General features: G+C 71.0%; 19 protein-coding genes. 12 read left to right on the top strand and 7 right to left on the bottom strand.

Going from position 1 to position 20,446, the window contains the following annotated elements; all coding sequences use genetic code 11:
• The coding region (locus G3N18_RS04255; protein WP_230403846.1) for a cytochrome b/b6 domain-containing protein at positions 1–1,029 on the top strand (1,029 nt) is incomplete at its 5' end.
• A 197-nt stretch (positions 1,030–1,226) separates the two neighbouring features.
• Here G3N18_RS04255 and G3N18_RS04250 read toward each other — a convergent pair.
• A complete protein-coding gene (locus G3N18_RS04250) occupies positions 1,227–1,745 on the bottom strand; it encodes a GNAT family N-acetyltransferase (RefSeq protein WP_196383058.1) in 519 nt (172 codons plus the stop codon).
• A gap of 130 nt (positions 1,746–1,875) precedes the next feature.
• Here G3N18_RS04250 and G3N18_RS04245 point away from each other — a divergent pair, with 130 nt between their 5' ends.
• Positions 1,876–2,436 (top strand): thioesterase family protein, encoded by a 561-nt coding sequence (locus G3N18_RS04245; protein WP_196383057.1) that lies wholly within the window; start codon positions 1,876–1,878, stop codon positions 2,434–2,436.
• Positions 2,437–2,442: 6 nt separating this feature from the next.
• On the opposite strand, the gene G3N18_RS04240 is transcribed toward G3N18_RS04245, so the two are convergent.
• The gene (locus G3N18_RS04240; protein WP_196383056.1) at positions 2,443–3,975 is read right to left on the bottom strand and encodes an MFS transporter; all 1,533 of its coding nucleotides are present in this window, start codon (positions 3,973–3,975) and stop codon (positions 2,443–2,445) included.
• Positions 3,976–4,054: 79 nt separating this feature from the next.
• Between G3N18_RS04240 and G3N18_RS04235 the strand changes: the two genes are divergently transcribed.
• Positions 4,055–4,834 (top strand): TetR/AcrR family transcriptional regulator, encoded by a 780-nt coding sequence (locus G3N18_RS04235; RefSeq protein ID WP_230403849.1) that lies wholly within the window; start codon positions 4,055–4,057, stop codon positions 4,832–4,834.
• A 29-nt stretch (positions 4,835–4,863) separates the two neighbouring features.
• Here the strand turns inward: G3N18_RS04235 and G3N18_RS04230 are convergent, their stop codons facing one another.
• A complete protein-coding gene (locus G3N18_RS04230; protein ID WP_196383055.1) occupies positions 4,864–5,772 on the bottom strand; it encodes a LysR family transcriptional regulator in 909 nt (302 codons plus the stop codon).
• A 101-nt stretch (positions 5,773–5,873) separates the two neighbouring features.
• Here G3N18_RS04230 and G3N18_RS04225 point away from each other — a divergent pair, with 101 nt between their 5' ends.
• The gene (locus G3N18_RS04225) at positions 5,874–9,677 is read left to right on the top strand and encodes a proline dehydrogenase family protein (protein ID WP_196383054.1); all 3,804 of its coding nucleotides are present in this window, start codon (positions 5,874–5,876) and stop codon (positions 9,675–9,677) included.
• 238 nt (positions 9,678–9,915) lie between these two features.
• Here G3N18_RS04225 and G3N18_RS04220 read toward each other — a convergent pair whose 3' ends face one another.
• The gene (locus G3N18_RS04220) at positions 9,916–10,656 is read right to left on the bottom strand and encodes a hypothetical protein (RefSeq protein WP_196383053.1); all 741 of its coding nucleotides are present in this window, start codon (positions 10,654–10,656) and stop codon (positions 9,916–9,918) included.
• A 173-nt stretch (positions 10,657–10,829) separates the two neighbouring features.
• Here G3N18_RS04220 and ddaH point away from each other — a divergent pair, with 173 nt between their 5' ends.
• The 6 genes from ddaH to G3N18_RS04190 all read left to right on the top strand — a co-directional run bounded on the left by ddaH (position 10,830) and on the right by G3N18_RS04190 (position 17,003).
• Positions 10,830–11,714 carry a dimethylargininase gene (ddaH, locus tag G3N18_RS04215; protein ID WP_196383052.1) on the top strand — a complete coding sequence of 295 codons (885 nt, stop codon included), beginning with the start codon at positions 10,830–10,832 and terminating at the stop codon, positions 11,712–11,714.
• Positions 11,711–12,967 carry an ornithine--oxo-acid transaminase gene (gene rocD, locus G3N18_RS04210; RefSeq protein ID WP_196383051.1) on the top strand — a complete coding sequence of 419 codons (1,257 nt, stop codon included), beginning with the start codon at positions 11,711–11,713 and terminating at the stop codon, positions 12,965–12,967. The genes ddaH and rocD overlap by 4 nt, the downstream gene beginning before the upstream one ends.
• Before the next feature lie 71 nt (positions 12,968–13,038).
• Positions 13,039–14,712 (top strand): circularly permuted type 2 ATP-grasp protein, encoded by a 1,674-nt coding sequence (locus G3N18_RS04205; RefSeq protein ID WP_196383050.1) that lies wholly within the window; start codon positions 13,039–13,041, stop codon positions 14,710–14,712.
• Positions 14,706–15,638, top strand: coding sequence for an alpha-E domain-containing protein (locus G3N18_RS04200; RefSeq protein ID WP_196383049.1), 933 nt, complete (start codon positions 14,706–14,708; stop codon positions 15,636–15,638). Before G3N18_RS04205 ends, G3N18_RS04200 begins: the two co-directional genes overlap by 7 nt.
• Complete coding sequence (locus tag G3N18_RS04195; RefSeq protein WP_196383048.1) at positions 15,635–16,480, top strand: transglutaminase family protein; 846 nt, start codon at positions 15,635–15,637, stop codon at positions 16,478–16,480. The genes G3N18_RS04200 and G3N18_RS04195 overlap by 4 nt, the downstream gene beginning before the upstream one ends.
• A gap of 31 nt (positions 16,481–16,511) precedes the next feature.
• Entirely contained in the window at positions 16,512–17,003 is a 492-nt protein-coding gene (locus tag G3N18_RS04190; RefSeq protein WP_196383047.1) for a MarR family winged helix-turn-helix transcriptional regulator, read from the top strand.
• A 30-nt stretch (positions 17,004–17,033) separates the two neighbouring features.
• Here G3N18_RS04190 and G3N18_RS04185 read toward each other — a convergent pair whose 3' ends face one another.
• The gene (locus G3N18_RS04185; protein WP_196383046.1) at positions 17,034–17,495 is read right to left on the bottom strand and encodes a MarR family winged helix-turn-helix transcriptional regulator; all 462 of its coding nucleotides are present in this window, start codon (positions 17,493–17,495) and stop codon (positions 17,034–17,036) included.
• Between the two features lie 126 nt (positions 17,496–17,621).
• On the opposite strand from G3N18_RS04185, the gene G3N18_RS04180 reads away from it, so the two are divergent.
• Positions 17,622–17,951 (top strand): DUF7882 family protein, encoded by a 330-nt coding sequence (locus tag G3N18_RS04180; RefSeq protein WP_196383045.1) that lies wholly within the window; start codon positions 17,622–17,624, stop codon positions 17,949–17,951.
• A complete protein-coding gene (locus G3N18_RS04175; RefSeq protein ID WP_196383044.1) occupies positions 17,948–18,286 on the top strand; it encodes a peptide ABC transporter permease in 339 nt (112 codons plus the stop codon). The genes G3N18_RS04180 and G3N18_RS04175 overlap by 4 nt, the downstream gene beginning before the upstream one ends.
• 34 nt (positions 18,287–18,320) lie before the next feature.
• Here the strand turns inward: G3N18_RS04175 and G3N18_RS04170 are convergent, their stop codons facing one another.
• Positions 18,321–18,731: a protein-L-isoaspartate carboxylmethyltransferase gene (locus G3N18_RS04170; RefSeq protein WP_338038248.1), complete on the bottom strand. Its 411-nt coding sequence runs from the start codon at positions 18,729–18,731 to the stop codon at positions 18,321–18,323.
• 41 nt (positions 18,732–18,772) lie between these two features.
• Entirely contained in the window at positions 18,773–20,242 is a 1,470-nt protein-coding gene (locus G3N18_RS04165; protein WP_196383043.1) for an FGGY-family carbohydrate kinase, read from the bottom strand.
• Positions 20,243–20,446 lie beyond the last annotated feature (204 nt).

Here is a 20,446-nt window from a genome sequence, read left to right as displayed (position 1 = left end):
GCGCCGCTCGCCACGGAAGGCCCCCGCGCGCCGCTGCCGTTCACGCGGACGGTGTGGCCGGGGCGCGCCGCGACTCGCCGCCCGGCCCCCGCGCCTGAGCCGAAGCGCTATGGCCCGTTCACGAAGGGGCAGTGGGCGGGCGCCGTCATCGTCGGCGGGCTCGGGCTGCTGATCCTCGCCGGGATGGCGGTCGCCTTCGTGCGGTTCTTCCTGAGCCTCGATTTCATGCAGGACTTCCTCGCGACCTACCCCGGCGAGTACCACCTGCCCGAGGGGGCGCCGGTCGGCATTCCCGCGTGGCTCGGCTGGCAGCACTTCTTCAACGCGTTCCTGATGGTGCTGATCATCCGATCGGGCCTCACGATCCGGAACGAGAAGCGCCCGGCCGTGTTCTGGACGCCGAGGAACAACCCCAAGGGCAAGACGAGCCTCACGATCTGGTTCCACCAGGGGCTCGATCTGTTCTGGATCCTCAACGGCGTCGTGTTCGTCGTGCTGCTGTTCGTCACCGGACAGTGGATGCGCATCGTGCCGACCAGTTGGGAAGTGTTCCCCAACGCCCTGTCGGCCGCCCTGCAGTACGTGTCGCTCGACTGGCCGACCGAGAACGGCTGGGTCAACTACAACTCGCTGCAGCAGCTCGCCTATTTCTCTACGGTGTTCCTCGCGGCGCCGCTCGCCATCGTCACCGGCGTCCGCATGAGCAGCCTATGGCCGAAGAAGGCCGAGAGGCTCAGCCGCGCCTACCCGATCGACTGGGCGCGCAAGGTGCACTTCCCGACGATGCTGTTCTTCGTCGTGTTCATCGTCATCCACGTCGCGCTCGTGTTCGCGACGGGGGCGCTGCGGAACCTGAACCACATGTACGCCGCGCAGGGCTCGGTCGACGGCGTCGCCTACGCCGACAACTGGACCGGCTTCTGGATGTTCGTGCTCTCGCTCGTCGTCATCGCCGTCGCCTGGGTCGCCGCGCGCCCCATGACCATCGCCCCGATCGCCCGCCTGTTCGGCACCGTGTCGGGTCGCTGAGGCCCCCCGAGACGGCCCCGCACGCTCGCGAGGGGTCGCGACACGCCGCACCAACCTGGCTCGCTGCCGCGTGTCGCGACCCCTCGCGAGAACGGGTGGGCGACCGACCCCGCGCGAGAGCGGGCGAGCGAACGGAAGAGGGGGGTGGATGCCTCGGCATCCACCCCCCTCTTCGTGCGTACGCGCGGGGCGCGCGATCAGCGGGTGAAGCGGACCTCGGTGAGCGTCTCGCCGAGGAATGGCTCGGTGTGGGTCGCGCCGTCGAGCGTGAAACCGTTGCGGGTGTAGAAGCGGTGCGCGCGCGGGTTGTCGTCGGCGACCCAGAGGTACACCGGCTCGTCCGGCTCGATCGCCGCGTCGAACAGCTTCTGCCCGATGCCGGTGCCGTGGTACGCGTCGAGCAGGTAGATGAAGTACAGCTCGCGCGGGCGCGGGGCGTCGCGGTCGCGTGCGGGGCCCGAGCCGACGAAGCCAACGATCTCGCCGTCGGCGAGCGCGGCGAACATCTTGAACTCGGGGCCCTGGGCCGCCCAGTGCGTCCACAGCTCGGCGAGGCGCTTCGGCGACACGTTCTCGAGCGCGGCCTTGCTGATGAGGTGGTCGTAGGTCTCGTGCCAGCACTTGGCGTGCACCCGGCCGAGAGCCTCGGCATCGACGTCGCGAACGGGACGGACGACGGTGTCGGTCTGCGCAGAAATGTCGGAGGTGGCTTCCATGGCCAGACTCTACGTCGGGGCAGACCGGGCGCCAAATCGGGGCCGCCCCGCCCGTCGGGGCGGCACGCCGTTGTGTGCGATCGACAATGCTTTTGGCTTTCGGGGCGCCTGCTCCGCTAGTGTCCGGCGAGTGAATGTGTGGTGGCGGACCCTCCTGACGATCTGGCGCGCGAAGGTGCTGCTGCGCCGCAACGGCCTGATCTCTCCGCGCAGCGTCGGGCGCGTGCGACTGCGCACCCTGCCGACCGACATCGATCTGCTCATGCACATGAACAACGGCCGCTACGCGTCGCTGTTCGACCTCGGCCGGTTCGACCTGCTCATCCGCACGGGCCTGTGGGATGCCATGAACGCGCACGGCTGGTACGCGGTCGTCGCCAGTGAGACGGTGACCTTTCGCAAGTCGCTGCAGCTGTGGCAGAAGTTCACGGTCGAATCGCGCCTCTACGGTCACGACGACAAGGCGGTCTACCAGATCCACCGTGCGGTGGTCGGCGGCGAGGTGTACGCCGAGATGATCGTGCGCGCCCGGTTCTTGCGCAAGACGGGCGGCGTCGTCAACACCGACGAGCTGTTCGCCGCGCTCGGCCGCCCCGACGACCTGCCGCCGCTGCCCGACTGGATCGCGGACTGGGCCGCCGGCGCGGCCCTCCCCTCGACGAAGGCGCCCGCGCCGAGCGTCTGGGACTGACCCGCGCTACGAGGCATCCACCGCGGCGTCTGCCGGGGCGGGGTGCTCGTCGGTGTCGTGCGAGCTCGTCAGGGTGAGGGCGCCGATGCCGGCGATGAGTCCGACCGCGATGGCGAGGATCGTGAAGAGCACCTGCTCGCCGCGGAAGAACGTCGCGACGAGTTCGGGCTGCCACGTGCCGCCCGGGAGCACCGCGGTGACGAGCACGGCGATCATCGTGCCGACGAACGCGGTGCCGATGCTCGTGCCGACCTCTTGCGCGGTGTCGTTGAGCGCCGCGCCCATCGAGGTGCGGTTCTCGGGCATGGCGCCCACGAGGGCGACCGCGCAGATGGTCATGACGGTGCGCAGGCCCACGGTCATGATCACCATGGCGACCGCGATCGCGAGGTAGTTCTGCTCGACGGCCCACGCCATCGTGCCGAGGCCCGCGGCGAGCAGCAGGGCTCCGATCAGGCACGCGATGCGGTGCCCGAAGCGGTGCACGAGCCACTCGGTGACGGGCGTCGCGAAGATCATGGTGAGGATCAGCGGCAGGTTGGCGAGTCCGGCTTGCATCGGGCTCCACCCCCACGCGTACTGGAAGTGCAGGATGAGCGCGAACATCACGCCGGCCATCGCGATCGAGGTGCCGATCTGGGCGATCGAGGCGCCGCGCACGGTGCCGCTGCGGAACAGGGTGAGATCGAGCATGGGCGACGCGGCGCGGCGCTCGCGCAGGATGAAGAGCGCGAGGGATGCCACGGCCCCGGCCGTCACCCCCAGGGTGAGCGGCGAGGTCCAGCCGAACTGCACGCCGCTCGTCAGCGCGTAGCAGGCGAGACCGATCGTGAGGATGCTGAGGACGGCGCCGGGGAGGTCGAGGCGGTCGTGCGTCAGCCCCTCGCGGGTGTCGGCGGGCACGCCGAAGTGCACACCGAGTGCGGCGATGAGGGCGATCGGGGCGTTGACGAGCAGCAGCCACTGCCAGGGCAGGTGCGCGAGCATCGTGCCGCCGAGGAGCGGGCCGAGCACGAAGCCCGACATGCCGACGACCATCATCAGGGTGATCGCGCGCATGCGCAGCTTCTCGTCGTCGAACAGGCGGAACACGAGCGAGTTGGTGATGGGCGCCATCGCGGCGGCGGCCATGCCGAGCACCGCGCGCATGGCGATGAGTTCGCTGAGCGAGCTGACCGCGAGCACGGCGAGGCTCACGAGCCCGAAGACGGCGAGGCCCACCTGCAGCACGCGCCGCCGGCCGAACCGGTCGGCGATCGAGCCGGCCGTCAGCAGCAGGCCGCCGAAGGTGAGCGAATAGGCGCCGGTGACCCACTGCAGCCCCGTGGTGTCGCCGCCGAGGTCGCGGCCGATCGTCGGCAGGGCGATCGACAGCAGCGTGTTGTCGACCATCTCGACGAAGAAGGCGAGGCAGAGGGCCGCGAGCGGAATCCAGGCCGCGCCGAGCGAACGGTAGGTGCGGCCCGGGGTGGGCGCCGCGCCGGGCGCGCGGTCCGGCGTGGAAGACGGGGATGTGGTGGTCGTGCTGTTGCTGCTCATGGGAACTCCTCACTCGATGTGGTTATCGAACAACGTTCGATCATCGAACGACGTTCGATAGAATAGAACAGTGTTCGATATGACGCAAGCCCCGGCATCCATGTGGTGGGATGAGAACGTGACCGACCAGACGACGACCGACGCCGCACGCGGCGAGGACGGTCGTCGCGGGCGCGGCGGCCGCAGCACGCGCACGAAGGAGCGGGCCTCGCACTCGCTCGAGTCGGTGCTCGCCGAAGCCGTCGCGATCCTCGACGAGTCGGGTGCGCAGGGGCTCACGATCCGGGCGCTCGCGACGCGGCTCGGTGGGGGAGCGGCGAGCATCTACTGGTATGTCTCGGGCCGCGAAGAGCTGCTCGACCTCGCCGCCGACTCGGTGCTCGCGGGCGTGCTCGAGGCGGTGGCCGACGTGCACAGCGACGACCCCATCGACGACATGCGCACGATCGCCGTCACGATGTTCGACGCGATCGTCGACCGGCCCTGGCTCGGCGCCTACGCCCTGCGCAACACCGGCACGCAGCCCCACTCGCTCGCGCTCTACGAACGGATCGGGCAAGAGACGCAGCGCCTCGCGCTCACCAGCCGTCAGCGCTTTCACGCCACCTCGGCGGTCGTCGGGTTCGTGCTCGGCACCGCCGCCGACATGGGTCAGGAGCCCCCGGCCGAGGTCGTGGCGGGCGAGATCAGTCGCGTCGACTACCTGCGGCGCGCGACCGATCAGTGGCGCGCCCTCGACGAGGCATCGTTCCCCTTCGTGCACGAGATCGTCGACGAGTTCGCCGGGCACGACGACACCGACCAGTTCCGCGCGGGCCTCGACCTGCTGCTCGCCGGCCTGCGCCTGCAGGCCGGGTGACGCGCGGCCGGTTCAGCGAGGCGGCGGGCTCAGCGCGGCGCGGGTGCCGCTGCGGCGAAGGCCGCGTCGAGCGCGTCGCGCACGAGACGGATGCCGGGGCGTGCGCTCGACGCGCGGCGCGACGCCGCGAAGATCTCGCGCACGGGTGACCCGGGCAGGTCGGTGAGGGTCACCGGTGCGTCGGCACCCGACCACAGCAGGTCGGGCAGCATGCCGACGGCGTGGCCCGCCGCGATGAGTGCGACGTGGGCGCCCAAGTCGGCCAGCTCGAACCGCACGTCGGGCTCAAACCCGGCGGCGCGGCACTGCTGCACGGCCCACTCGCGGGCGGCCGAGCCGATCGGTTCCATCACCCACGGGTGGGTCGCGTAGGCCGCGAGGGCTGCCCGCCCCCGCCCGGCGCTCGACCCGGGCGGCGTGGCGAGGCGCACGGGATCGACCCCGAGCGGATGCCGCTCGAGCCCCGGCTGCGGGGCGCGGGTGAGGCCCGGGTACTGCTCGGCGATCGCGAGGTCGAAGCCCCGCGCGGCGAGCTCGAACAGGCCCTCTTCGGGCGGCACCTCGGCCAGCTCGACCCGCAGCGACGGCGCACGCTGGGCGAGAAGCCCCAGAGCGGCGGGAACGATCGTGCGGGCGGCCGTCTGCAGCACGGCGACCCGCACCGGGGCGATGCCCGGCTGCAGCTCTTCGAGCTCGCCGCGGATGCGTTCGTCGGCGTCGAGGGCTCGGGCGGCGTGCGCCGCGAGGGCGGCGCCGTGATCGGTGAGGCGCACGCGGCGTCCGTCGGGCACGAGCAGCGCGACACCGGCGTCGCGCTCGAGCTGGGCGAGCTGCTGCGAGATCGTCGAGGGGCTGTACGAGAGGGCGTCGGCGACGGCGGCGAGCGTGCCACGGAGTGCCAGCTCGTGCAGCAGACGCAGTCGTCGCAGTTCGAACACGGCGCCTCCTCGGCATCCTCGTCACCCATCGATGAACCCGAACGGTATCGGTCACACATCATCGCTTTTATCGAATCATAGGTGTGCCGCATTCTTGACGGATGAAGACGGTGCAGGCTGGACGGGTGTCCGAAGACAATGTCGATGCGCAGCCGAGCGACGCGGCCCTGATCGAGGGCGCCGTCGCGCTCGCCGAGCGGTGGGTGGGCGAAGCGTCGAGCGTGCAGGCCGACCCCGCCGCCGAACGCCTCGCCGGCGTGCTGAAAGACCCGCAGGGTCTGCCCTTCACGATCGGCTTCGTCGACGGTGTCATGCGGCCCGAATCGCGTAGCGCCGCCGCCGCGAACCTGCAGCGGGTCGCCCCGCTCGTGCCCGAGTTCCTGCCCTGGTATCTGCGCACCGCGGTGCGCGCCGGCGGTGCTCTCGCCCCCGTGCTGCCGACACCGGTCGTGCCGATCGCGCGCCGCGTGCTGCGCGAGATGGTCGGCCACCTCGTCGTCGACGCGCGGCCCGACAAGCTCGGCCCCGCCCTCGCGAAGATCCGCGAGTCGGGCGCGCGGCTGAACCTCAACCTGCTCGGCGAGGCGGTGCTCGGCGAGCACGAGGCGCTGCGCCGGCTCGACGGCATCCACGACCTCATCCGTCGCGACGACGTCGACTACGTGTCGGTGAAGGTGTCGGCGATCGCGAGCCACATCTCGATGTGGGCGTTCGACGACACCGTCGACACCGTCGTCGAACGGCTGCTGCCGCTCTACCTCACCGCTGCGGGCCGCGGCGGCACGGCGCCGACGTTCATCAACCTCGACATGGAGGAGTACCGCGACCTCGACCTGACGATCGCGGTCTTCACCCGCATCCTCGACGACCCGCGGCTCGCGCAGCTCGAAGCCGGCATCGTGTTGCAGGCCTACCTGCCCGACGCGCTGCCGGCCCTCCGCCGCCTCACGGCCTGGGCGACCGAGCGCGTCGACGCGGGCGGCGCGCGCATCAAAGTGCGCCTCGTGAAGGGTGCGAACCTCGCCATGGAGCGCGTGGATGCCACGATGCACGGCTGGCCCCTCGCGACGCACGCGTCGAAACTCGACACGGATGCCTCGTACCTGCGCTGCCTCGACGAGGCCCTCCGCCCCGAGCACACCCGGGCCGTCCGCATCGGCGTCGCCGGGCACAACCTGTTCGACATCGCCTACGCATGGCTGCTCGCGGGCGAGCGCGGCGTGCGCCCCGACGTCGAGTTCGAGATGCTGCTCGGCATGGCGCAGGGCCAGGTCGAAGCGGTCACGCGCGAAGTCGGGCACGTGCTGCTCTACGTGCCGGTCGTGCGCCCCGACGAGTTCGACGTCGCGATCAGCTATCTGGTGCGGCGCCTCGAAGAGAACGCGTCGAGCGAGAACTTCCTCTCCGCCGCGTTCGACCTGGCGACCGATCCGGCGATGTTCACCCGCGAGCGCGACCGGTTCGTCGCCTCGATGGCGCGCGCGGCAGACCCCGCACTCCCCGCGACGCCCAACCGCCGGCAGGACCGTGCGGGCGAGGGGGCGCCGCAGCACGAGGGTGCGCCGGCGGACGCGACCGGCGCGGAGGCATCCGATGCCGAGGTTTCCGGTGCCGAGGCATCCACCACCGCCGACGCGCTCACGCAGCCGGCCGAGACGGACGCCGACACCGATCTGACCCAGGTCGTGCTCGACATCGCGCGCGGCGGCGCCGAGCGCGCAGACCGCGCGGGCGGGGCACTGTTCGGCGGCGAGGAGTTCGTCGACACCGCCGTGTTCGCCGGCCGTGAGGCCGTGGGAGCGGGGTCGGGCGCGGCAGACGGCGGCGCCGCGGGCTTCGCGAACACGCCCGATTCCGACCCGGCGCTGCCCGCGAACCGCGCCTGGGCGAAAGACATCCTCGCCCGGGTCGAGACCTCGACCGCCGGCGACGCGACGATCGCGGCCGCGCTGATCGAGTCCGAAGAGGCCCTCGAAGAGACCGTGCAGCGCGTGCGCGCCGCCGCCGAGGCGTGGGGCCGGACCCCCGCCGCCGAGCGGGCCCTCGTGCTGCAGGCCGCGGCCCGCGCGCTCGAGGCGCGCCGGGGCGAGCTGATCGAGGTCGCGGCGTCGGAGACCGGCAAGGTCTTCGCCGAGGCCGACGTCGAGATCAGCGAGGCCGTCGACTTCGCCAACTACTACGCCGCCACGGCGCGCGAGCTCGACCGGGTGCCCGGCGCGGTGTTCGTGCCCGAGCGTCTCACAGTCGTGACCCCGCCGTGGAACTTCCCCATCGCGATCCCCGCGGGCGGCGTGCTCGCGGCCCTCGCCGCCGGATCGGGCGTCGTGTTCAAACCGGCGCCGCAGGCGCGCCGGTGCGCGGCCGTCGTCACCGAGGCGCTGTGGCAGGCGTTCGACGAGGCGGGTGTCTCGCGCGACGTGCTGGCCCTGGTCGACATCGACGAGGGTGGTCTCGGCAGGCAGCTGATCGCGCACGACGACGTCGACCGGGTGATCCTCACCGGGTCGTGGGACACCGCGGCGCTCTTCCGTTCGTGGCGGCCCGAGCTGCCGCTCCTCGCCGAGACGAGCGGCAAGAACGCCATGATCGTCATGCCGTCGGCCGATCTCGACCTCGCGGCATCCGACCTCGTCAAGAGCGCGTTCGGCCACGCCGGCCAGAAGTGCTCGGCCGCCTCGCTCGCGATCCTCGTCGGCCCCGTCGCCCGCTCGGAGCGCTTCGCGCGGCAGTTGGTGGATGCCACCGAATCGCTGCGCGTCGGCGTGCCCTCCGACCCGCGCACCGAGGTCGGTCCCGTCGTCGAGCCGCCGCGCGGCAAGCTCGACTGGGCGCTCACCGAGCTCGAGGAGGGCGAGCAGTGGCTCGTCGAGCCGCGCGAGGAACGCGATGTGGCGCCCGAGTATGCCGGGCGGCTGTGGCGCCCCGGCATCCGCGTCGGGGTGCGGCCCGGATCGCGCACGCACCTCGAGGAGTTCTTCGGCCCCATGCTCGGCGTCCTGCACGCTTCGTCTCTGGCCGAGGCGATCGAACTGCAGAACGCCGTCGCCTACGGCCTGACGGCCGGGCTGTACACGCAAGACCCCGACGACCTGGCCACGTGGCTCGACGGCGTCGAGGCCGGAAACCTCTACGTCAACCGCGGCATCACGGGCGCGATCGTGCAGCGCCAGCCGTTCGGCGGGTGGAAGCGCTCGTCGGTGGGCGCCGGCACCAAGGCCGGTGGCCCGCACTACCTCGTCGGGCTCGGCTCGTGGCGCGCCGGCGCGGGCGGCGCCCCCTCGTCGACGCTGCACCTGCGGGGGCTCGACTCGCGCATCACCGGGCTCATCGAGGCCGCGCAGCCCTCGCTCGACTACGAGGCATTCGAGTGGCTGCGCCGAGGCGCGCTCTCCGACGCCGTCGCGTGGGACCGCGAGTTCGGCCGCGTGCGCGACGTGTCGCAGCTGAAGGTCGAGCGGAACCTCTTCCGCTACCGCCCGGTCGAGGTGGCGGTGCGCGCGACGGCGGATGCCTTGTGGCAGGCGCTCCTGCGCGTCGTCGTCGCGGGCGTGCGCGCCGGCGGCGGGTTCACCCTCAGTGCGCCGGTGGGCTTGCCCGCTGCGGTGCGCCGCGCGCTCGGCGAGCTCGACGTGCCCGTGCACCTCGAGACCGACGACGAGTGGATCGCCCGCGTGCGCGCCACGGGCGTCTCGCGCGTGCGGATCGTGGGGGCCGAGGCATCCGTCGCCGCCACGCGCACGGCGCTCGCCGAGGCGACCGACGGCGACCCCGACATCGCGGTCTACGCGAACGAGGTCACGACGGCGGGCCGCATCGAGCTGCTGCCGTTCCTGCACGAGCAGGCGATCACGATCACGGCGCACCGGTTCGGCAACCCCGACCCGTGGAGCGAAGCGGTCATCTGAGCGGCACGGCGTGGACCGAGTCCATCAACCCGCAGCTCGCCGGGGCCGGAGAGAAACAAGTTATCTTTCTGGCCTCGGCGGCTCGGGAGCGACACGATGTGAGTGGCGCATCTGGGGAGCGCCGACGGAGACCGGTTTCAGCACGACGCTGTGATGCACCACTGGTGGTTCAGCAGGGCCGATGGTCTGACCGTCATTTGACACGCCGGGGGGAGTGTCGCTCTGGGGCTGGGGGTTTTCACTCCACCCCAGAGCTCCCGCCCCCGTCGCCTTCTCGGACCGGCGTCATGAACTCGTTGACGAGCGCACGCACGCCGAGTGCGAACAGCGTCCACTCCCCGGTCGGCGCCTCGTCGCCTTCGGCGAACGTGTACCGCGGATGCTCGATGCCCTCGAGGCCCCGCACCGCGAAGCCCTCGCCCAGGGCGGCCATCGCCTCGGTGAAATCGGTCACCGTCAGCGGCGACTTCATGCGCAGTCCGTACGCTTGCATGAGGTAGGCGTAGAACTCCGCGAACACGGCGATCGATTCGCGGTGACGATCGGTGCTGGCATCCTTCAGCTCGGGCCACGTCTGCGCCGTGGTGCGCAGCGCGAGCGCGATGAGGAACTGCTGGGCGTCGAGCGCGTCGGCGGGGTCGTCGATGTCGATGCCCGTCGTTCGCACGTGCGCCTCGGCGGCGGCGCGGATCACGTCGTCGCCGCTCGCGCCCGCGGCGATGAGGTCGTCGACCGCTGTGCGCGCATAGTCGGCGGGGCTGCTCAGGCGCAGCCGCACCATCGCGACGGCGAGGTCGCGCTGATAGTCGTTCTGATCGGCCCACAGCCGGTAGGCGGCGCCCGTGGTGAGCCCCGCGTGCCGCAGCACGTCCTGCAGCCGGATGTGCTGCACCCCCGCCGACACCCCGCGCTCGAGCAGCAGCTGCATCCCGACCCGCAGCAGCAGTGCCCGGGTCTCGTCCCCTGTTCTTCTCCCCATGGAAAAGAAATCTACTCACCGGTGCTCGTCGACGGCAGGGCCGACTCTGGCACAATGGATCCCGGCGTGCCCGCCCGACCTTGCCTCTCCGCCCCGTCAGAACGAGTCGAAGCGCCGACGGGCCTCTGGACAGCGTCCGCCGCCCTTCGAAGACCAAGGAATCGAGGAGCGAGATGTCCCTTTCGTCCGCACCCGCCGCGCAGGCCGCACCCGCGGCCCCGGCCCGCACCGCCCAGCACCGCCGCTACCTGATGTGCCGGCCCGAGCACTTCACCGTGAGCTACCGCATCAACCCGTGGATGGAGCCGGCGAAGCCGACCGACACGGCCAAGGCGCTCGCGCAGTGGCAGGCGCTCTACGACACGTACCTCGCCCTCGGCCACGAGGTCGAGTTGATCGACCCGGTCCCGGGCCTGCCCGACATGGTCTACACCGCCAACGGCGGTTTCATCATCGACGGCCGCGCGCTCGGCGTGCGGTTCCGTGTCGACGAGCGCCGCGGCGAGGAGCGTCCGTTCATGGACTGGTTCGCCGCGCACGGCTTCGACGTGGTCGAGCCCGTCTCGGTGCAGGAGGGCGAGGGAGACTTCCTGCTCGTCGGCGACACGATCCTCGCCGGCATGGGCTTCCGCTCGACGGGCGACAGCCACGCCGAGATCGCCCGGGTGTTCGACCGCGAGGTCGTCTCGCTGCGTCTCGTCGACCCCCGGTTCTACCACCTCGACACGGCGATCTCGGTGCTCGACCCCGTCGAAGGCCCCGGCGGCGTCGAGAAGGCGAACATCGCCTACCTGCCCTCCGCGTTCGACGACCACTCCCGCCGCATCCTCGAAGAGCGCTACCCCGACGCGATCCTCGTCGACGATGCCGACGGCGCCGTGTTCGGCCTCAACTCGGCATCCGACGGCTACAACGTCTTCATCTCGCCGCGTGCGACAGGCTTCGAAGCCCAGCTGCGCGAACGCGGCTACAACCCCGTGCTCGTCGACCTGTCCGAGCTGCTGCTCGGCGGCGGCGGCATCAAGTGCTGCACGCTCGAACTGCGAGGAAAGCGATGACCACCACCCCTGTCGACGGGCTCTCCGGTGCCCGCGCCGACGCCCCGGCCGATGCCCTCACCGGCGAGCTGATCGCCGCCGAGAACGCGCACGTCGCGCACAACTACCACCCGCTGCCCGTCGTCGTCGCGCGCGCCGAGGGCGCGTGGGTGACCGACGTCGAGGGCAAACGCTACCTCGACCTGCTGTCGGCGTACTCGGCCCTGAACTTCGGGCACCGACACCCCGCCCTGGTGGCGGCGGCGGTCGACCAGCTCGGGCGGGTCACGCTCACGAGCCGCGCGTTCCACAACGACCGGCTGGGCCCGTTCGCGGAGGCCCTGGCGGCCCTCTGCGGCAAAGACATGGTGCTGCCGATGAACACCGGCGCCGAAGCGGTCGAGACGGGCATAAAGCTCGCACGCGCCTGGGCGTACCGGGTGAAAGGCGTGCCCGAGGGGGCCGCGACGATCGTCGTGGCCGACGGCAACTTCCACGGGCGCACGACCACGATCGTGAGCTTCAGCGACGACCCGCAGGCGCGCGCGGGCTTCGGGCCGTTCACGCCCGGCTTCGTGTCGGTGCCGTACGGGGATGCCGAGGCCATCGCCCGCGCGATCGACGAGAACACCGCCGCGGTGCTGGTCGAGCCCATCCAGGGCGAGGCGGGCGTCGTGATCCCGCCCGAAGGGTACCTGCGGCGCATCCGCGAGATCTGCGACGAGAAGAATGTGCTCTTCATCGCCGACGAGATCCAGTCGGGTCTCGCCCGCGTCGGAACGACGTTCGCGTGCGACCGTGAAGAGGTCGTGCCGGATGTGTACCTGCTCGGCAAGGCGCTCGGCGGCGGCATCGTGCCGCTGTCGGCGGTCGTGGCCGACGCCGCGGTGCTGGGCGTGATTCGCCCCGGCGAGCACGGGTCGACCTTCGGGGGCAACCCGCTCGCCTGCGCCGTGGGGCAGCAGGTGGTCGAGATGCTCGCCTCGGGAGAGTTCCAGACGCGTGCCCAGGCACTCGGCGAGCACCTCGAGCAGGCGCTACAGGCCCTCGTGGGCGCCGGGGTCACCGGCATCCGTGTCGCGGGCCTGTGGGCCGGCGTCGACATCGATCCCGCCTACGGCACCGGCCGCGAGATCGCCGAGCGGCTGCTGCACCGCGGCGTGCTCGTGAAAGACACCCACGGACAGACGATCCGGATCGCGCCGCCGCTCGTCGTGCGCGCCACCGAGCTCGACTGGGCCGTCGAGCAGCTGCGGCTCGTCCTCGCGGGCTGACGCCGCCTGAGACCTGGATGCCCCGGGCATCCGTCACACTCACGAAACACGGCCCCGACTAGGCTCGCGGCATGGGTGATCTGTTCGACGGCTACGGCTCGACACTCGCGCCGCGCAAGACCGCGTCGGGGGTGCCGCCGTTCGACGAGATGTTCGAGGCGCCCGAGCACGCCGGCGACGGCGGAGCGTCGCGTGCGGCGTACAAAGAGCTGCATCAGGCGCTCGCGCGACTGACGCAAGAAGAGTTGCGCGGGCGCACCGAGTCGCTCGCCAGCTCGTATCTCGCGCAGGGCGTGACCTTCGACTTCGCCGGCGAAGAGCGGCCGTTCCCGCTCGACGCGGTGCCGCGCGTCATCGCCTACGACGAGTGGTCGCGGGTCGAGAAGGGCGTGCAGCAGCGCGTCAAGGCGCTCGAGGCCTTCCTCGACGACGCCTACGGTCGCCAGTACTGTGTGCGCGACGGGGTGCTGCCCGCCGCCCTCATCGCGAGCTCGCAGTACTTCTACCGCCAGGCCGCGGGCATCCATTCGGCCAACGGTGTGCGCATCCAGGTCGCCGGCATCGACCTCATCCGCGACGAGCACGGCGAGATGCGCGTGCTCGAAGACAACGTGCGGGTGCCCTCGGGTGTCAGCTACGTCATCTCGAACCGGCGCGTCATGGCGCAGACCCTGCCCGAGCTCTTCCACTCGATGCGCGTGCAGCCGGTCGGCGAATATCCGAACAAGCTGCTGCAGGCCCTGCGCAATGCCGCCCCGCCCGGAGTCGACGACCCGAACGTGGTCGTGCTCACACCCGGCGTCTACAACTCCGCCTACTTCGAGCACACGCTGCTCGCCCGGCTCATGGGCGTCGAGCTCGTCGAGGGCCGCGACCTGCAGTGCATGGGCGGCAAGGTGTTCATGCGCACGACCCGCGGGCCCAAGCGCGTCGACGTGATCTACCGCCGGGTCGACGACGACTTCCTCGACCCGCTGCAGTTCCGCGCCGACTCGATGCTCGGCGCGCCGGGCCTCATGCTCGCGGCGCGCCTGGGCAACGTCACGATCGCCAACGCCGTCGGCAACGGCGTCGCCGACGACAAGCTGCTCTACACGTACGTGCCCGACCTGATCCGCTATTACCTCGCCGAAGAGCCGATCCTGAAGAACGTCGACACGTGGCGGCTCGAAGAGCCCGACGCGCTCGAAGAGGTGCTCGATCGCCTCGACGAACTCGTGATCAAGCCGGTCGACGGCTCGGGCGGCAAGGGGCTCGTGGTGGGGCCGGATGCCTCGCCCGCCGAACTCGACACGCTTCGCGCCAAGCTCATCGCCGACCCGCGCGGCTGGATCGCACAGCCGGTCGTCATGCTCTCGACCATCCCCACACTCGTCGAAGACGGCATGCGCCCGCGGCACGCCGACCTGCGCCCGTTCGCGGTGAACAACGGCGACGAGGTGTGGGTGCTGCCAGGCGGGCTCACCCGTGTGGCCCTCCCCGAAGGGCAGCTCGTCGTGAACTCGTCGCAGGGCGGCGGATCGAAAGACACCTGGATCGTCGGCGGCGACGCGCCCGCGCGCGGGCCGCGCGGCCTGCAAGAGCCGGGGGGCCTGGCGGGACTGGTCGCCGACCAGGCATCCGTCACACAGGCCATTCCGATCATCTACGACGCGCAGGGCACGCCCGACCACGCGCCGAGCGACCCGCGCCCGCTCGCCGAGCAGCAGGAACAGCAGCAGCAGACGGGGGTGGCGTCATGCTGAGCCGCATCGCCGAGAGCCTGTTCTGGATCGGGCGGTACATCGAGCGCAGCGACGGCACGGCGCGCATCCTCGACGTGCACCTGCAGCTGCTGCTCGAAGACCCGTGGATCGACGAAGACACCGCCTGCCGGTCGCTCATGGGCGTCATGGGGGCGGTGACCCCCGGCGACGAGGTGCGCGTGACGCGCGGCGACGTGCTCACGAGCCTCGCCGTCGACCGCGCCAACCCGTCGAGCATCGCCTACGCCGTGCAGTCGGCCCGAGAGAACGCCCGCCGCGCCCGCGAGATCGTCTCCACCGAGCTGTGGGAGACCCTCAACACGACGTATTCGCGGATGCCTCGGCGTATCAACAACGAGAAGGCGCACGAGTTCTTCCAGTGGGTGCGCGAGCGGTCGGCGCTCGCCGTCGGCGTCACCGACTCGTCGACGAGCCGCGACGAGGCCTGGCAGTTCCTCACGCTCGGGCGCGCGATCGAGCGCACCGACATGACCGCGCGGCTGCTCGCGACGCGGGCGCTGACCGAGGCATCCGGCCCGTCGTGGACGACCATTCTGCGCTCGTGCGGCGCCTACGAGGCGTACCTGCGCACCTACCGCGGCATGCCGAGTGCGGCCAACGCGGCCGAGTTCCTGCTGCTCGACCGGCTCTTCCCGCGCTCGGTCATCCACTCGATCACCGTCGCCGAGCAGTGCATGAGCGCCATCGACCCGGTCGCCGACCGCGTCGGGCACTCGAACACCGTGCTGCGCGCGCTCGGCCGCATTCGCAACGACCTCGAGTACCGGCCGATCGAAGAGATCCTGCGCGACCTGCCCGAGCACATGGAGCAGGTGCAGAAGGTCACCCGCGAGGCGTCGGAGGCGATTCGCGACCGGTTCTTCCCCACCCACGCCGAGCCCAGCTGGATCGGAGAGACCTCATGATGCGCCTGCGGATCGAACACGCGACGGGCTTTCGTTACCCGGGTGACGTCGGTGCGTCGTACAACGAGGCGCGCATGCTGCCGAGTTCGACCGACGCGCAGTTCGTGCTGAGCTCGCAGCTCGACATCGACCCCTCGACGAGCGTGAACTACTACGCCGATTACTTCGGCACGCGGGTCGCGGCGTTCGACGTGCTCGCGGGGCACAGTGCGCTCGACATCACGGCGCGCTCGCTCGTCGAGGTGCGACCGCGGCCGATCGAGTTCCCCGAGATCAGCTGGGATCGCCTCGCCCGCGAGAGCCCGCGCGCGATCGAGACGGTCGAGATGCTCGGGCAGTCCGGCCGCACCGAGCCGCACCCCGAGGTCGCCGAGATCGCCCGCTCGATCGCCGCGCAGCACGACAACCCCGGCCGGGCGGCGCTCGCGATCGCGACGGCGATCGGGGAGGCCATGGAGTACATGCCCGGCATCACCGGGGTGCACTCGACCGGCGCCGAGGCGTGGGTGGAGCGCAAGGGCGTCTGTCAGGACATCACCCACATCACCCTCGGGGCATTGCGCGAGGTCGGCATTCCGGCGCGGTACGTGTCGGGCTACCTGCACCCCAACCCGCACGCCGAGGTCGGCGTCGCCGTCACCGGCGAATCGCACGCCTGGGTCGAGTGGTTCACGGGCGATTGGGAGGGGTTCGACCCGACCAACCGCATCGAGATCGGCGACCGGCACGTTCTCGTCGGCCGCGGCCGCGACTACAACGACGTGCCCCCGCTGCGCGGTGTGTACGCCGGGCCGTACAAGAGCGACCTGCACGTGCAGGTGACGATCACGCGCGAGGCGTGAGCCGCCCGGCTCGACGGGTCAGAATATACGGATGACCACCACGCCCGAGCAGCCCGGCTCGTATTGGTACGCCGATGACGACGCGCGCTCGACGTCGGTGATGGAGGCGATGCGCTCTTACCGCGCCGCAGAAGTCGCCATGCGCCGCCGCACCCAGCAGGCGATGGAGATGGGCGAGAACGAACTGCTCGTGCTGCGGTTCCTCGCCCGCGCACGACTGCGCGGCAGCGTGGTGACGCCCGTCACCTTGAGTCGCTACCTCGGCATCACGTCGGCCTCGACGACGGCGCTGCTCGACCGGCTCGAGAAGTCGGGTCACCTCACCCGTTCTCCGAACCCCGACGACCGCCGCAGCGTGCTCGTGACCTCGAGCGAGAAGTCGGATGCCGAGATCCGTCACACCCTCTCGGCGATGCACGATCGCATGATGGGCATCGTGCGCGGGATGTCGGAGGATGACCGGGCGACCGTGATCGGCTTTCTCGACGCCATGCGCGACGCGGTCGACCAGATCGACGCCTGAGCGTCGGCGGTCTTCGTCAGAAGATCTCGCTCAACGCTCCGACGTGGCGATGTCGTCGGCGGCGTCGGCGACCGCGTCGAGAAAGCGGAGCACCGACGCGCGGCCCTCGTCGCCGAGCGCCTCGATCGCCTCGGTGACGCGAGTCTCGAACGCGTCGACGATGTCGGCGACATCGCCCGCCGCGCGCGCGGTGGGTGCGATGAGAATGCTGCGCCGGTCGGTGGGGTGGCTGATCCGCTCGACACTTCCCTGGCGCTCGAGGCGGTCGAGCAACGCCGTGGTCGAGGCCGAGCTGATGGCCAGGTGGCGCGAGATCTCGCTCGGCTTCACGACGTTCCCGTCGCGATGCTGACGCAGCAGGTAGCTGAGGATGCGCATCTCGTTCTCGCCGAGGGTGGTCGTCGCCCGCACCCGCTGATGCATCTGCGCATCTGACGTGCGGAAACGGGCGAGGCTGTCGAGAACCTCGCCCGAACTCACCGATGTTTCCATCTCGTCTTCACCCCCGGGTTACGTCCTGAACAATATAACTCACTTGGCCGGTAGCTCGGGAGATGTCTCGCTTGACTAACTACTTATGTACCCAATAACCTTTCTCATAACCGAAGGGGAGGCATCATGGGACGTCTGTACTACGGAAACAGCACCGACGCGATCGTCGTCGATGACCGCGAGCTCGCACACCTGAAGATGGTGACGATGACCAAGCTCCGTCGCTCCGAGGGGTTCAGCGTCTCGTTCTCGGCGGCCGACCAGGGCCGCTCGTCGGTGTGGGTGCACTGCGCGATTCCGCTCCGCTTCGAGTTCGACAGCGCCGAGCCGATCCGCCTCGACCCGGCCTACGTCAACGAGTTGGCGCAGGCCGCGGCATCCGCGATGGGCATCGTGATCGACCTCGATGAGGCGGCCGCAGCGGCCGGCACTCCCGCTCGGGCGGTGGCCGCATGACGAGCGTGCTGCCTGCCCGTGTCGAACGCGGACGGGTCACCTGGGTACGGGTCGAAGACGGCTTTCACGTCGCGTCGCGTGCGGGGGAGTTCGTCGGGTTCGCCGAGCGCACGCCCGACGGTCACCTCGTCGGCTTCGACAGCCGTTCGACCCCCATCGGGCGGTACGAGTCTCTGGCCGAGGCGCAGCGCGCCGTCGAAGCCTCGCCCACGACTGTCGTCCAGGCGCCCCTCACCCGTCGCACCGAAGGTGTCTTACAGGCGGCCGCGACGGTGGCCGGGATGCTCGCGCTGGGCGTTCTCGCCGTCGCCATGACGGTGCCCGCCGTCGCCTGAACCACGCGCGACGAACCCCCGAGACTCTCCGGAGTCAGGCCAGGGTCGTGGTTTCGGCGCCACCGCCCGAGGACGCGTGCATCGCGGCATCGGTGCGCTGCTGCAGGTAATCGCACAGGTCCGCGATCGTCGCGAGGTCGGACGACAGCTGCGCCACGCCCGCCGCGTCGAGGTCGAACCCCTCTGATCGCGGCTCGAACGTCACGACCCAGTGCGGGAGCCCATCGGTGACGGCCGCCTGGATGTAGGTGACCGTCGACGCGTTGCTCAGCGACACGACGACCATGCCCGATTCGGGGCCGGGCACGAAGTCTTTCTCGAGCACCGATACCGCGGCGGTCTGCTCGGGCCGCGCGGCGAGGTAATCGTCCACCCAGCTCTGCACAGTCGCCTGATTGCGGTACGGCATCGACCCTCGAATCACTCGTCGTGCCGAAGATGGCACTCGGCCATTATGCCTCGCAGAGCCGACACGGGCTTCGCCGGTCATGCCTGCGGTGTGTACCTGCGCAGTCCGTGCGTGCGCGCCACGAGCGCGCGGAGCTCTTCGAGCGAGCCCGACACGAAGCCGGCGGCCCGGGCCTGCACGAGCACGTTGCCGAGCGCGGTCGCCTCGACGGGCCCGGCGAGCACCGGCAGCCCCGACCGGTCGGCGACGCGTTGGCACAGCAGGGCGTTCAGAGCGCCGCCGCCCACGATGTGGATCGTGCGGGCGTCGACGCCACCGAGGCGCGCGGCCGTCGCGGCAGCCTCGGCGAACGCCTGCGCGAGCGATTCGACGATCGAGCGCGCGTACCCCGCACGCGTGCGCGGGGCGACCTGGTCGTGCTCAGCGCACCACTCGTCGATCCGGGCCGGCATGTCGCCGGGGGAGAGGAAGCGCGGGTCGTTCACGTCGAAGAGGGGGACGGATGCCGGGGGCACCGTCGCCGCGGCATCCAACAGCGCCGTCAGTTCGACCGGTGCGCCGGTGCGCTCCCAGCCGCGCACCGTCTCGCTCAGGATCCAGAGGCCCATCACGTTGTGCAGCAGACGGACGCACCCGTCGACGCCGCCCTCGTTGGTGAAGTTCGCGGCGAGCGCGGCGGGCGTGAGCACCGGATGCTCGACCTCGACGCCGACCAGACCCCACGTGCCGCACGAGATGTAGACGGCTGCCTCGGGCTGCATCGGCACCGCGACGACGGCCGACGCGGTGTCGTGGGATCCGACCGCGACGACGTCGGCTTGCCCGCCGAGCGACGCCGCGACCGCGGGGCGCAGCGGGCCGATCCGCGTGCCGGGAGTGATCAGCGGAGGCAGAACGGTGCGCAGCCCGCCGAGGCCGAGGGCGTCGAGGAGTGGTTCGTCCCACGCGTGGTCGCTCCAGCGCAGCAGGCCCGTCGTCGAGGCGTTGGTCACCTCGGCGCGCGCCTGGCCGGTCAGCCAGAACGCGAGCAGGTCGGGGATGAGCAGGGCCGTGTCGGCGATCTCGAGCAGCGCCGGCGACTCGGCGGCGAACTGGTACAGCGTGTTGAAGGGCAGGAACTGCAGGCCGTTGCGTTCGAACAGCTCGGCGTGTGGCATCCGTTCGTGCACCGCAGCGACACCCCGCGCGGAGCGCTCGTCGCGGTAGTGGAACGGGGTGCCGAGCAGGGCGCGGTCCGTGGTGTTGTTGCCGTGCGCGCCGGCGGGTTCGCCGTCGCTGCTGCGCAGCAGGCCGTAGTCGACCGCCCACGAGTCGATGCCGATGCTCGCGAGCTCGGGTTCGCTCGCGAACGCGGTACGCAGCCCTTCGAGTGCCGCGCCGTACAGGCCGACGATGTTCCAGTGCAGCCCGTCGCCGAGGACGATCGGGTCGTTCGCGAAGCGCGCCACGGTCGTGGTCTCGAGCAGGTCGGGCCCGACGCGTCCGACGATCACGCGCCCGCTCGTGGCCCCGAGGTCGACCGCCGCGACCGCGCCCGTCTCGCTCACGCTCGCACCCCCGACGCTCGTCCCCGTGCCGCTCGTCCCGCTGTCGCTCGTCTCCCTCTCGCCCCTCTCGCCCCATTTTCTTTCGCGAGGGGTCGCGACACGCCGTCGGCGGTCACGGCGGTACCGCGTGTCGCGACCCCTCGCGGGGTGGGCGGGGTGGCGGAGGAGGCCGAGATGGCTGGCGTGGCCGGGACGGGCGAGGCG

This window comes from Microbacterium paulum (assembly GCF_015707995.1).
Lineage (GTDB): Bacteria > Actinomycetota > Actinomycetes > Actinomycetales > Microbacteriaceae > Microbacterium > Microbacterium paulum.
The sequence above is the reverse complement of the archived record's forward strand: the minus strand, read 5'-3'. Positions and strand labels throughout refer to the sequence as shown.

What these genes read in the sequence shown, in the direction of transcription:
- G3N18_RS04250 (WP_196383058.1), bottom strand. Translation starts at nt 1,745, where the DNA reads ATGGAAGCCACCTCCGACATTTCTGCGCAGACCGACACCGTCGTCCGT.
- G3N18_RS04240 (WP_196383056.1), bottom strand. Translation starts at nt 3,975, where the DNA reads ATGAGCAGCAACAGCACGACCACCACATCCCCGTCTTCCACGCCGGAC.
- G3N18_RS04235 (WP_230403849.1), top strand. Translation starts at nt 4,055, where the DNA reads ATGACGCAAGCCCCGGCATCCATGTGGTGGGATGAGAACGTGACCGAC.
- G3N18_RS04225 (WP_196383054.1), top strand. Translation starts at nt 5,874, where the DNA reads ATGAAGACGGTGCAGGCTGGACGGGTGTCCGAAGACAATGTCGATGCG.
- G3N18_RS04220 (WP_196383053.1), bottom strand. Translation starts at nt 10,656, where the DNA reads ATGGGGAGAAGAACAGGGGACGAGACCCGGGCACTGCTGCTGCGGGTC.
- ddaH (WP_196383052.1), top strand. Translation starts at nt 10,830, where the DNA reads ATGTCCCTTTCGTCCGCACCCGCCGCGCAGGCCGCACCCGCGGCCCCG.
- rocD (WP_196383051.1), top strand. Translation starts at nt 11,711, where the DNA reads ATGACCACCACCCCTGTCGACGGGCTCTCCGGTGCCCGCGCCGACGCC.
- G3N18_RS04205 (WP_196383050.1), top strand. Translation starts at nt 13,039, where the DNA reads ATGGGTGATCTGTTCGACGGCTACGGCTCGACACTCGCGCCGCGCAAG.
- G3N18_RS04200 (WP_196383049.1), top strand. Translation starts at nt 14,706, where the DNA reads ATGCTGAGCCGCATCGCCGAGAGCCTGTTCTGGATCGGGCGGTACATC.
- G3N18_RS04195 (WP_196383048.1), top strand. Translation starts at nt 15,635, where the DNA reads ATGATGCGCCTGCGGATCGAACACGCGACGGGCTTTCGTTACCCGGGT.
- G3N18_RS04190 (WP_196383047.1), top strand. Translation starts at nt 16,512, where the DNA reads ATGACCACCACGCCCGAGCAGCCCGGCTCGTATTGGTACGCCGATGAC.
- G3N18_RS04185 (WP_196383046.1), bottom strand. Translation starts at nt 17,495, where the DNA reads ATGGAAACATCGGTGAGTTCGGGCGAGGTTCTCGACAGCCTCGCCCGT.
- G3N18_RS04180 (WP_196383045.1), top strand. Translation starts at nt 17,622, where the DNA reads ATGGGACGTCTGTACTACGGAAACAGCACCGACGCGATCGTCGTCGAT.
- G3N18_RS04175 (WP_196383044.1), top strand. Translation starts at nt 17,948, where the DNA reads ATGACGAGCGTGCTGCCTGCCCGTGTCGAACGCGGACGGGTCACCTGG.